This is a genomic window from Candidatus Cloacimonadota bacterium (assembly GCA_034722995.1).
In the GTDB taxonomy this organism is placed as follows: domain Bacteria; phylum Cloacimonadota; class Cloacimonadia; order JGIOTU-2; family JGIOTU-2; genus JAGMCF01.
The window spans coordinates 26,166-38,947 of record JAYEOL010000022.1; the positions used below are offsets into that span (position 1 = coordinate 26,166).

Sequence of the window (12,782 nt, forward strand, 5' to 3'; positions counted from 1 at the left end):
AAAACTGAATCAGTGCTTTTCAATTCCTAATTCCTTTATTTTTCGTGATAGATTTGATTGCTGAAGGGATAATTTTTTCGCAGTAATGCTTATATTCCAATTGAATTTTTCTAATTGCTTTTTTAAATAATAGACTTCAAATTCAGCTCTCGCTTTAGAATAAGATTTTGTTTCAAAAAATGGAGGATTCGAATTTTTTGTTTTATAATTAATAATATGCGGTTTAACATCATCTTCTGTAATTGTATTTTCGCTTGTTAAGATGTATAATCTTTCAACCAAATTTTTTAATTCTCGTACATTACCGGGAAAACTATAATTCTGCAAGATTTTCATTGCTGAGCTTGAAGGCTTTTTGGGATGAACTTTTAGTTCTGCTGCAAAATAGTCAAGATAATAATTTAATAGGACAGCGATATCGGTTTTTCTTTCTCTTAATGGGGGAATTATAATTGGGATTACATTCAATCTATAGAACAGGTCTTCGCGGAATTCTCCTGATTCAATCATATTCTCAAGATTTTTATTTGTAGCAGCTAAGATTCTAACATCAATACTTATGGTTTTATTGCTTCCGACTCGTTCAAATTTGCCTTCTTGGATTACTCGTAGAATTTTTGCCTGTGCGTTAAGATTCATATCGCCAATTTCATCTAAAAACAGAGTTCCTTCATCAGCAATTTCAAGTTTACCAAATTTTTGCTTATTAGCTCCAGTAAATGCTCCTTTTTCATATCCAAAAAGTTCACTTTCTACGAGTTCATTTGGGATTGCAGCAGAATTAAATTTTACAAATAGAGTATTTTTTCTTGCACTTTTATTATGAATAGCAAATGCAACAAGCTCTTTTCCAGTACCGCTTTCTCCTCTGATTAGAACCTTACTGTCAGTGGCACTAACTTTGTTAATCATATCTCGTATTTTATAAAATTCTGCAGAAACACCTATCATTCTGTATTGTGATTCTAAATCCTTGGATTCCTGCTGGAATTTTTGGAATAGTTTTCTCTTTTCAGCTATATTTTTTGCTGAGATAACAATCTTATGTAAAGAAAGTGGTTTTTCTAAGAAGTCATAAGCACCCATTTTTACTGCTTGAACAGCAATCTTAATTGTGCTATGTCCGGAAATCATAATTACATCAATACCAGGAAAATCTTTTTTAATCAGTTTTAAAACTTCTATGCCGTCCATTCCTGGTAGTTTTACATCAAGAAGCATTAAATCTATAATTTCTTTTGATAATATATTTAATGCGTTTTCGCCACTTTCAGTTGTAATGACTTTATAATGCTCGTCTTCTAAAATATTTGTAAGTGTTCGGCGAATATTTTTTTCGTCGTCAACGACTAATATGTTCATTGATTACCTCGCTATTTTTGCCACAAAGACCCAATCCCAGCGGATGCAGGGACAGAAAGATTTTATATTTGGATTTTCAATCTCCAGATTGAGAATAGCCCTTTTCTGGAGAAAAGGACTCCATACTAAAAAGTATAGCTAACTTTCATATAAGTTTGTTTATACCCAGTTTCTACTTTATTATCAATTTCGTTGGACACAGTTTTATAGCCCAAATACAAATTACAATACTTTTTAAATTCCCAGCGGAAATTTGTGAAGAAGCCAAAATGCATTGTTTGGTCTTCAGATTCATAATTATTAAACCGCAAACCATTTGTTAAAGATAGATTATTGGATAGGTTTATATTTAAACTTCCATTACCAATCCAATAATCGTCATCCAATCCTAATGAATCTGCATTTTTAGGGAAATCATAATAGATTCTTTTGGAGAGATTCAGGCTATATGAAGCATATTTGCTGATGTCTCCCCATAAACCAAAATCAAGTCCAGTGCTGTTATAGGTTCTGCTCAAGTCGTAGACCAGAGATTTCCATTTCCCGATAGAGAAGCTACAACCTAACCAATTAAGTTTATTCCATGAACCACCAGTGGAAAATTGATGCCATTTATAGATTTCGTTTTCATAACCTTCTCTTCCTAAGTTAAAATTAGTCCAACAATTTATTTTCTGTGGAGTATTTAACCAGAAATTTATTCCTCCATTGTGTTCAAGCAAATTATCAGTTTTATTTTCCATTGCTTTATGCCACCAGAAGGACAAACCATATTCTTTAAGATATTTCTTATTGGGTTTAGTGTCATACCATGCATTTAGGTTATAAGCATATAAATCAGTAACATTTATCCATCCCATATCAGCTGTATAGTTCTTGCTAACTTTAGCAAAACAAGTTGACCAACCAATATCTCCTTCATATCCATTATAGCCAAAAAGACTATAATAGCCTTTATTACTTATTTTTGCAGAATCTTTTAATGAAAGATTGACTTCCGCCCACAAAGAATGATTTTTAATAAATTCCCAGTTCGGCTGAATATGAAGTACTTCATTGTGATAATCATTGTTCATTCTACTAAGCAGAGTGAGTTGAAGGCTGGCATTCTCACCTTTTTGTTTATATGCTGCCATATTGTATAAATCATCAGGATTTGTAATCTCTCCATTTGTTGTTATCTTCTTATCTAAAGCAGAAAGGAAACCATACGAATAGTGTTCTGCATTGCCAGTAATTTTGAAAGCGTATCTTGGTTGCATAATATGTCTGGAATAAAAAATTGTTTCACTACTATTATTTCCAATGCCAAAGACATTCAGATCTTCAATGAAAAAATAGCGATTTTCCTCATAGGTGGGTGCATATCGCATATTATAGATATCCTCTTCGGTATCCATTGGAATATCAGAATAATCTGGGTTTATACTTAATTTTACTTTCGTAGAAAAATTTGGATTAAAGGAAAAGTCCAGACCAACATTATCCGCGTCAAATGAAGCAGTTTTCTCTATCATATTATACTTTGTTATTAAATATGGTCTGAAACGATAATTTCTACTCTTTTCAATTCCTTCGTTTATTGTAATATCCTTTGCTTTTCTGAAATAATCCTTTTTCATTTTTGTAGTTAGATGAGGAATGGAATAATAAAAGTCATTTACATATTGATAACGCGTAAGAATGACTTTCCAATTATGTGGAGGATTGCCACAGAAACGCAAATCTCTGAAGGGAATAGTCATCAAGCATTTCCAGAGATTGTCAGAAATATCATTTTCATATTCATAAGAACTATTCCAATCAGAATCAATATCCATATCTGATTTACGAATTCCGTCATTTTTGCTTCCCAAAGGATAGGCAAAATACATATAAGCATAATAACTTTTTATATCTGTAATAATTTGGAGGCGGAAGAGATCTGCATCTATCCAGGTGTCATTTGCAGCAAAAGTTCCTTTTACAAATTTCTCATCAATTTCTGCTTCCCATAGAACATATAGATTCTTCCCATTATGCCAGAGCCAGACATCGGTTGCAAGCGGACAGGTGAGTGAGTCATCAGGACTAACACGGACAAACTCGGACAGGTGATTGTTTTCAGTTTTTATTTCGTTTTCTGAAAATGGGATTGAAAATCCGTATAAATACATTGAAATTACTACAATAAAACTCAAAATGCAAAGATATTTTTTCACTTGAAAATAACCTTTCTTTATTTTACTTCGGGTTTATCCGGTTTTGCTTCATTTCAACTTCACTTAAGTTACTTGGATGTCATGGACCATTCCATGACAGATTACACAACCATTCCGAATCCCCAATTGAATTGGGAATTCAACCCTTTGGAAGGAAGGTTATTGTAAATTTCGTTCCTCTTCCTTTCTCACTTTCCACCTCAATTCTGCCATTATGTTGGCTGACAATCCTTTTTACAATTGCAAGTCCAAGCCCAGTTCCTTTTTCTCTTTTTGTAAAATATGGTCGGAAAATTCTATTGATATCCTCATCCTTTATTCCTTCTCCATTATCTTCTATTGTGATGATGAATTTTGGGGATTCATATTTTGTAATAATTGATATTGCACCATCGCTACCCTTGATTGATTGAATTGCGTTTTGAATCAAGTTTACAGATACCTGTTTCATCTGCATCTTATCACCATAAAACTTTGGCAGATTTCCGTCTAAGTCAAGTTGGATGTTTACCTTACTCTCATAAGGAGTTACAATTTCTTTAATCTGGTCATTCAGATTATAATGGATAAAATTGGCAGAAGGCATTCTGGCAAATTTTGAAAACTCTTGCACTAAAGTTTGGAGATTATCTATTTCGTCATTTATAATTTCAATTGAATCCGAGAAAACTTTATCAAAGTCAGAATTTTTATTATAATATTTCTGTTCTAATCTTTGAGCAGATAATCGCAGCGGAGTGAGTGGATTTTTGATTTCATGAGCTATAACTTGAGCCATTTCACGCCACATCATATCTTTTTCCGCTTGGATTAGTTTATCGCGGCTTGCTTCTAATTCACTGATTCTTCTATTGAAGGTAACAATTAATTTGTTAATTGGAGAATATTTGCTTTCTTTAGCTCTGGCACTCAAATCACCTTTTGCTACTTTTTCTGTCATTTCTTGCAACCGACTTAGAGGTCTGGTTATCATGCTGGTAAAAATCATAAATATAGCAAAAACTACCAGGACGATAAAAATAACAATAGATATAGAATATATTTTTATGTTTTTTTCAAAATGATCGGCAGCTAATTGTATTTGATATAAATCGGAAAGAGCCGGTTCAACTTCTTCTTTTTTTACAACATCTTTGTGTTTATTATAAATATTACGGATCTTTTGTTCCAGTTCAATGGCTTTGATATCATTAACATATCCTCGAAATTCGTTAATAAAAAAATTTCTTGTAAAAATCGCAAAAGCTGAAAATAGTATAAGAAAAATTATTAGTATTTGAATTCTGAAAGAAGGTAATTTCATGATTTTAATATAGATTTCTCAAATACTTTTGATTTGCAGGAAGCCTTTTTATTATTCCAATATATCATCAAATCAATATTTTTTTTCAGAGCATTTAAATATATAGGTTCCATTGAAGCAGTTAATTTTATGTAATACTTTCTACCTAATTCCAAAAGGTCAGTTTTAATAACTTCAAATTCTTCTATTTTTGCAAGTTTTGTTTTTGATTCAGTAATATCTTCTGAGATAATATCATCATCCTTTTCAGAAAGATATATTTCAAAATATTGATCAACAAGGTCGTATTTAATGTGGTGATAGAAGTTCTTTTCATCAATTGGTTCTTTATTACCTTTTTCAAAAGTCTGGATTACAAAATTTATCCTGATTATCTCACCAGATAGAAAAATTTTATCCAATTCTTCATTAAAGCAATTAGAAAGAGTTGCTGAGCATACAATTTTATTGTCATATCTGATTATTTCAACATCTTTAAAAACAGCATTTGTACCTGTTACTGATGATAGAAATAGAGAGCCAGCAGCAACGATTAATGAGGTTATTTTTTGTGTTATTGCACTTAGCATAATTTATGTCTCAGATGAATTTATTACATAGATTCATTTTTCGAATTTTTTTTGGCAAGTTTTATTTTTAAAATATTAAAATATTCATGATATAAAAAAGGGAATCAAGCATTTTGCCAGTTCCCTTTTGTGGTTAATAAATTATAAAATTTGATATTAAGGGGGTATAATAGAATAAAATGTATGTTTGTTTTTCACAACTTTCCATAAGACAGTTACTTATGTATTAGATTTGAATATGTTGTTTTATTACACCCCCTAAGTAGAAGTTATAATTCTTTTACATTTGACTTTTCTGGTTTTATATTTGTATTTTTGATTCTACCGAGCCCAGTTGAAATATTTTTCTCTTTGAATTGGCAATCCGAAATTGAAATATTTCCAATACCTGTATCAAGATAGACATTGTGAGCTGCACAGGTAGTAGCCGAAATATTTCCAACACCTGTATCACAATCAATGCTTCGTGATATTACATCAGTCAGTCTTATATTTCCAGCACCTGTATCAATATCAATATTTTCCGCTCTTAAGTTTGACATTTTTACATTTCCGGCACCCGTATCACCAGTTAGATTTTTTATATTGCAGTCTCTAATCTTTACATTTCCTGCGCCTGAATCAAAATTTACATCACTGCCAGTAAAATCGCTTAGCTGAAAATTGCCAGCACCAGAGTCTATTGAAATCTCAATATCATTAGGCACAGTGCCCTTTATACTTCCAATTGCAAAAGGTGCGTCGGATTTAGTCTTAGCTGTAAGTATGCCATTATCAAAAAACAAAGTAACATCGTCAGTGGTCATTTCGTAGATCTCCACTTCTAAATCGTAGATATTATTTCCTATAAGTTCAATATTTCCGTGATGAATTTCAGCATTGAACTTTCCATAATTTTTTGAGTCTCTAATCGGGATGGTTCTTTTATTTTCTAATACAACTCCTTTGACTTTTACTTTATCGCCATACTTAAAAGATTCACCATTAATGTGAATTTCTATGCAAGCGGAAAGAGAAAAAAGAAATATAAAAAGTATGATAATAATTTTTAGCTTTAGAAATTTTGCTTTTATCATAAGAACGCCTTAAATTTAATTCAGTATTTGAGATTACGAATTTCTTTAATTCTGTTTCTCCACTCTACCGCCAAGATGTCCATGCAGAAATTTTTCCATAGCTCTGTAGAAATCAAAACGGTTTTCTTCATTCATAAATCCATGTCCTTCATTATCTTTAACCATATAAGACACTTCAATACCCTTTTCTTCAAGTGCTTCCACTATTTGGTCTGATTCGGTTTTTGGAACTCTTGGGTCATTAGCTCCTTGTGCAATAAGGAGAGGAGCCTTGATTTTATCTACATGAAAAAGAGGGGATGCAGATTCTAATAATTCCTTATCTTTTTCAGGGTCTCCTACCATTTCATATATCATTTCAATATAAGGTTTCATATATGGCGGAAATGCTTTCATCCAGGAAAATATATTAGAAACTCCCACATAATCTACACCGCAGGCATACAAATCGGGAGTAAAAGCTAGACCTGCTAAAGTAGCGTATCCACCATAAGAACCTCCATAGATACCAATTCGGTTCGGGTCAGCTATTCCCTTTTCTATCAGCCAGTTTACACCATCTGTAATATCATCCTGCATTGTTTTGCCCCATTGTTTGAAACTTGCTTCCCAGAATTTACGACCATATCCTGTAGAACCGCGGAAATTCATCTGTAAAACAGCATATCCACGATTTGCAAGAAACTGGACTTGCGGATTATATCCCCATCTGTCTCGTGCCCAGGGACCACCATGAGGATTTATTACAACAGGAAGATTCTTCGGTTTTACTCCTTTTGGTAATGTTAAATAACCATTAATTGTCAATCCATCACGGGACTTATAAGTAATTGGTTTCATTACAGCCATTTCGTCTTCATTTATCCATGGACTCGTTTCAGCAAGCTTCATCAGTTCTTTTGTTTCACGATTGTAATAATAGTAAGTAGAACGTTTACGGTCGCTATAAGTAACAATCAGACATTTCATCTCATCTTTACTAAAATCATAAGTAGCAACTTCATATTCAGGTAGCAATTTCTCTAAATCATCATGTAATTGTTTTCTTTCATCATCCAAAAAATGCACCTGAGCTTTATCTGTATAATAATTAACCCCGGTAATTTTTTTACGCTTACGAGATTTCATTAATCTGCCGACATCAACTTCTGGATTTTCATATATCAATTTTCCCAGTTTTTTATTCTCTAAATCATATTCATAAATAGCGTCTTTATCCCGACCAATATTAGAAGATACATAAAGGTTTTTATTATCAAAGGTAAAAAATAGTGGGGCAATAGTTTCTTTGAAAGAGGTTTTTTCAATAACCTGAAAGGGTTCTTTTTCCGTAGGACGGTATAATAAACTTTTGTTTACACCATCGGTAGCTATTGCAATACGCAATTTACCATCGTGGTCTGTAACCCAATATGAAATGTTGCCTGGATTTTTAGCTATCATTTCTATTTTACCAGTATTTATATTGATACGATACACATCAAAGATTTGTGGATTGCGTTTGTTCGTAGAAATTATCATTTCTTCTTCATTATCTTCCAGGTCATCAACCATTCTAATCTTTACTTTCTCAAACGGAGTTAATACTTTCAAATTTGAGCCATCAATATCCACTGCGTATAATTTGAAAAATTCATCGCCACCTTTATCCTGTAGAAATACAATACGATTATTATTTACCCAAAAGTAATACCAGATATCCCTTTCTGTTGCGTCAGTAATTCTTGTTACTTTGTCTTCTCCGATTTTTTGAATATGAACATTCATACGATTTTCCCAGGGTTGTAGAAAAGAGATGTGCTCTCCATCAGGCGAAAGTTGAAAACTTGCTTTCTCAGGATTTCTAAAGAAGTCCTTCATAGGAATAATTATAGGTTGTCGTTCCTGAAAAGAACATCCCCAGGATACAATTATAAATAGAAAAAGTAAAGCAATTGTAACTCTTTTAATACTCATTTTTTCTCCTTTTTTATTTATGAGATTAATTCAGTATGACCAAATTTTTATTGTCTATATTTTTTATAAAATAGTTTTTCACCAGTAATTATAATAAAGAAAGATAAAAGAAAGCCCCGCCAATTTTCAGACGGGGCTAATAGATTGAAGGAGCTTAGAATCCAAACCAGGGACCGATGGTGAATGTATAGCCATTCATAGAAGTATCAGGTCCATTAACTATTTTAACAGATTTTCCATTGCGTTTTGCCTTCCATCCATTCGGTGAATAACTTGTCATATATCCTGCTTCTGCACGAATCCCCAGCCATTTTTTTATTCGCCACATAATCATAACTTTTGGTTGAAATACAATAGATTTCTGTTCCAAAGAAAGAGTGCTTTTGTAATCATAGAACTCGTCCATTTGTTCGCTGGGGTCATCTTCAAAATCAAAATTATCAATATCAGCTTTATCAATTTGAGAGACCGTTATTTTATTTTTTCCACTTCCTATTAGAAATCCAACAGAACTCACAAATTTTCTTGATAGTGCAAATCTCTTATCCAAAGTTACACCCCAAAAATTGATTTTGTATTTTGCGTTTCTGGAAACATTAGCTGTATCTAAAATACCTTCATTATTATAGTGTATCCAATTGTGTCTTGTGGATTCTGAATTTTCATAACTTGCACCCATTCCACCAATGAACCAGCCTTTGCCTACATTACCTTTACCTCCACCACCTTGTAAGAGAAATCCATTTTCAGAAAAGGTCTCTTTTTTGTAGCCAAGATTAGAAAGAATATTGTTAATATCTTTAAGGTCTGGTTGGTACCATACAGGAATCCAGCTTCCACCGCCGTATCCAGCAGACAATTTCCTTTTACGAATAACTTTTCCTTCTTTTGTAATTTCTTCATACTCTCTTTCTTTCTTTGTCGTTCTGGAACCCAGAGTGAGTGTAGTTGTCATTATTTTTTCATCTCGGAAGAATTTGACTTCAACCTTATCGCCTACCTGTTTGCTTCTAATTAATCTCGTCAGGTGGTCTTCAAATCTTGCTTTCTGCCCATCAAATTCCATAATTATATCACTTTCCATTAATCCGGCTTTATCAGCAGGACCACCTTTTACAACTCCATCTAAAAGCACACCATAGTTATAGTCATAGTGCATTTCATAAGCATCTTCAAAGTCAATGTCATCAAGATAGACACCCATAAAAGGTGTTTCAGCAGACTCGCTCTTTTCTTCAATTTCTATTTCCGATGATGGGGATATTTCAGAGAGACTTTTTTCCACTTTTTGCATAGCTTCTTCTACTTCTTTATCAGCTTCTTCTAAGGCTTTTTCAACCTCTTCATTTGGTTCTTGTGCCCACACAGTATTATGAACAAAGATACTTGTGGCCATTATAAACAAGGCTACTACGATGAGTGTTAATTTTTTTCCCGACAAGTCGGGACTTACACTTCGTTTCAGCATTTTTTCTCCTTTTTCCCGATTGACGGGATATTTTTTGTTTTTTTACTATTTACTTTACCCATATAATTAACTTAACTGCTTTTTAAGAGCCGGCTCTTTTAGCTTGGGAGAAGCTAAGTTAATTTCCTTGGCAAGTTATATAATGCAACTCGCCTGCGCCAGATTTCTAATATTGAATACCTTTTCATTTTGGTACCTCCATTATTATCTTTACCTTTTTATAAGACAATTTTCGTGCCAAAAATATAAAATGTGCGTTAATTTACTTCCATACAGTTGATTACATATATTTAGAATGTGCAACGAATATTTCATTTTTAAATGTGATTTCTATAAATCTGATATATTAATATATCATTCTGATATAGCATCTGAATCTATCATAATTCACTATTTAGTATTTACTAACCAACTCAGGTTTCCATTGCAAAATTATAACTCATTTTGTGGATTAGCTTTTGAACTTTCCGACAGAGACGCTTGCCTGCCAAAGACCATCTTCCTGCGATTTCATCGGGGTTTGGCATCTACCTTAGGCATCTCATTTGTAATTTGTCATTTGTAATTTGCAATTTCTATTACATATATTCCATTGTTCCTTTGGCAAATAATATATCAAGAGCAATCAGAGCAGCACCACCACGTTTATCCAAATCTCCGATTAATCCCTCCACTTCCTTTACCAAAGTAGAAAGTTCTGATTCACTTACAAGAGCTAAAATTGTTTTACTGTAATTCTTATGCTGTCCCAGAAAATTGATAAAGTCAGCGAACAGTGGGACTTTAGTTAGAATTCCTCCCATTCCAATGGAATCAATCACAGTTGAACCTTTTATTCCCAGTTCAATAAAGAGTTCAAGGATGTCTTCCAAAAATCTTTTCTCATAAAGGATGATAATTAACAGTTTCTGTTTTTCAGCAGGCACTGGCTTTTTTATTCCTTCTCCACAGGCCATAACTATTATTTCATAGAGTTCTTCTGGAGTTGGTGCCTTTAGCAGTTTATTTCTGATCTTTTCATCTCGCAACATTAAAGAAATGGCAGATAGTAGTTTCAAATGGTCATTAGGTTTGTCAGGTGGTCCCACCATAAGGAAGAATATATGGACCTTCTTATTATCAAGTGCCTCAAACTGAACACCTTTCTCAGATGTAGCAATTGCTAATACGAAATCTGAGAGCCCTTCCATTTTGCAGTGTGGAATTGCAATGCCCTGGCCCAATCCTGTGCTACCAAGTTTCTCTCTTTTCCAGAAAGAATTCAAGATTGTCTGCGCGTCTATGTTATCCAAAATTGGAGAATTTTTAAGAAGACTTACTAATTCTTTTAGTGCATCCTCTTTTTTCCTTGAATGCAAATTTACCTTACAGCATTCTTTAGATAATATCTCATATAGTTTCATAATTTTCCTTCCTGCCTACCGACAGGTAGATAAGTATTTACCACAAAGACACGAAGATAATTAGTAAACCCGTGAATTTGTGAACTCGTGGACTAGTTACCAGTTTACTAATTTACCAATTTACTAATTTATTTTTCTATAGTTTTATAGTTCAATATACATCATCTCCCAATTCAGCACCCTTGATAATTGCCCATTTAGATAGACCTGGACCTAATAATTCATTTACAAAAACTGAGAATATAACAATGTTTACCATAGTTACTGCAATGCTTTGCATTTGAATGCTTGCATGAACAATAATCGGTGATGCTTGAACCATTAGAACCAATCCAATTGCCACTCCGGCTTGTGGAAACATACAGAAGCCAAGATAATTTCTAATATTTAGTTCTGATTTGCTACAAGATGCACCTAAGTATACACCAGAATATTTACCAATCAGTCTTGCCAGAATGAATATTAGACCAAAGAATAAAATTTTTGGACCTGTAAAGATACCAAGCTGTAATTCTGTTCCAGCAATAGCAAAAAAGGCAGCATAAATCGGTGGAGTAAGCGGTTCTAATATTCTTGAAATACGTTCATTCTTTGCAGATAGGTTTACCAAAGTTGCTCCCACCATCATATTTGTCATAAGTGGTGAGATATGGAGTGGATGCGCCAGTCCAATTATAATAAAGACAATACCCAGAGAGACAATCATAATCTCACTTTTATTCTGTCTTTTGTAAGTTACCCTATGCAGAATATATCCTCCCAAGAATCCAATGATGAGTGAGAATAATATTTCCCAGAACGCCTTTGCAATCGTAATTCCAACAGCAACTGAGGTACCATTAGCTTTTGAAATTATAGAGCCTACTAAAGCAAGAACAATACTAAAAAGGAGCACTGAGCCTGCATCATCTAGAGCCACAAGACCATAAAGATAGTCAACAAATTTTCCACGTGCTCGCAAACTTTGGACAATAACCACTGTAGCAGCCGGTGCTGTTGCAGTAGCAATTGCTCCTAAAAGGAGAGCGAATTCAGACTTAAATCCGGCTAAAATTAATGCTAAGCTTACTATAAGAAAGGTCATTCCTATTTGGAAAAATGTGGTAATCGCAACTTTCCTGCCGATAGCTTTTAATTTTACTTTTGAGAATTCACCTCCAATTACAAGAGCAATCAGTCCCAATGCAGTTTCTGTAATAGGCCGTAGAGCATGAACCATTTTGAGCTCAATCACTGCACCAATAGATTCTCCCAAGAGTATACCTGCTATAATATAGCCAGTAATTACAGGAAGTTTTACTTTTTCAGCAAGTTTGCCAAGTATATATCCAGCAATTAGCAGGATTCCAATTGCAAAGAGAATATGCTGACTAACTGCTGTTCTCAGCCAGATTAGTCCATCTTTGAGAATGATGCAGATAGCAGATAAAGTTGTTGACATAAT

At 33.4% G+C, this 12,782-nt stretch carries 9 protein-coding genes; all 9 read right to left on the reverse strand.

Translation table 11 applies throughout. The features are described from left to right. Positions 1–9 precede the first annotated feature (9 nt). Positions 10–1,362, reverse strand: a complete 1,353-nt coding sequence (locus tag U9R23_02780; GenBank protein ID MEA3475360.1) for a sigma-54 dependent transcriptional regulator — start codon at positions 1,360–1,362, stop codon at positions 10–12. Between the two features lie 125 nt (positions 1,363–1,487). Further along, positions 1,488–3,563 (reverse strand): hypothetical protein, encoded by a 2,076-nt coding sequence (locus U9R23_02785; GenBank protein ID MEA3475361.1) that lies wholly within the window; start codon positions 3,561–3,563, stop codon positions 1,488–1,490. 139 nt (positions 3,564–3,702) lie between these two features. Next, positions 3,703–4,866, reverse strand: coding sequence for an ATP-binding protein (locus U9R23_02790; protein MEA3475362.1), 1,164 nt, complete (start codon positions 4,864–4,866; stop codon positions 3,703–3,705). Continuing rightward, positions 4,863–5,435, reverse strand: a complete 573-nt coding sequence (locus tag U9R23_02795; protein ID MEA3475363.1) for a DUF4390 domain-containing protein — start codon at positions 5,433–5,435, stop codon at positions 4,863–4,865. Before U9R23_02795 ends, U9R23_02790 begins: the two co-directional genes overlap by 4 nt. Before the next feature lie 269 nt (positions 5,436–5,704). Beyond that, positions 5,705–6,511 carry a DUF4097 family beta strand repeat-containing protein gene (locus U9R23_02800; GenBank protein MEA3475364.1) on the reverse strand — a complete coding sequence of 269 codons (807 nt, stop codon included), beginning with the start codon at positions 6,509–6,511 and terminating at the stop codon, positions 5,705–5,707. 45 nt (positions 6,512–6,556) lie between these two features. After that, the gene (locus U9R23_02805; GenBank protein ID MEA3475365.1) at positions 6,557–8,467 is read right to left on the reverse strand and encodes a S9 family peptidase; all 1,911 of its coding nucleotides are present in this window, start codon (positions 8,465–8,467) and stop codon (positions 6,557–6,559) included. Positions 8,468–8,621: 154 nt separating this feature from the next. Further along, positions 8,622–9,935, reverse strand: coding sequence for a PDZ domain-containing protein (locus tag U9R23_02810; GenBank protein MEA3475366.1), 1,314 nt, complete (start codon positions 9,933–9,935; stop codon positions 8,622–8,624). A gap of 578 nt (positions 9,936–10,513) precedes the next feature. Then, positions 10,514–11,338, reverse strand: a complete 825-nt coding sequence (locus U9R23_02815) for a PTS sugar transporter subunit IIA (protein MEA3475367.1) — start codon at positions 11,336–11,338, stop codon at positions 10,514–10,516. A 151-nt stretch (positions 11,339–11,489) separates the two neighbouring features. Continuing rightward, positions 11,490–12,779, reverse strand: coding sequence for a cation:proton antiporter (locus tag U9R23_02820; GenBank protein ID MEA3475368.1), 1,290 nt, complete (start codon positions 12,777–12,779; stop codon positions 11,490–11,492). Positions 12,780–12,782: the final 3 nt, after the last annotated feature.

Coding starts and splice junctions, on each gene's coding strand:
- U9R23_02780 (MEA3475360.1), bottom strand. CDS start 1,362: ATGAACATATTAGTCGTTGACGACGAAAAAAATATTCGCCGAACACTT.
- U9R23_02790 (MEA3475362.1), bottom strand. CDS start 4,866: ATGAAATTACCTTCTTTCAGAATTCAAATACTAATAATTTTTCTTATA.
- U9R23_02795 (MEA3475363.1), bottom strand. CDS start 5,435: ATGCTAAGTGCAATAACACAAAAAATAACCTCATTAATCGTTGCTGCT.
- U9R23_02800 (MEA3475364.1), bottom strand. CDS start 6,511: ATGATAAAAGCAAAATTTCTAAAGCTAAAAATTATTATCATACTTTTT.
- U9R23_02805 (MEA3475365.1), bottom strand. CDS start 8,467: ATGAGTATTAAAAGAGTTACAATTGCTTTACTTTTTCTATTTATAATT.
- U9R23_02810 (MEA3475366.1), bottom strand. CDS start 9,935: ATGCTGAAACGAAGTGTAAGTCCCGACTTGTCGGGAAAAAAATTAACA.
- U9R23_02815 (MEA3475367.1), bottom strand. CDS start 11,338: ATGAAACTATATGAGATATTATCTAAAGAATGCTGTAAGGTAAATTTG.
- U9R23_02820 (MEA3475368.1), bottom strand. CDS start 12,779: ATGTCAACAACTTTATCTGCTATCTGCATCATTCTCAAAGATGGACTA.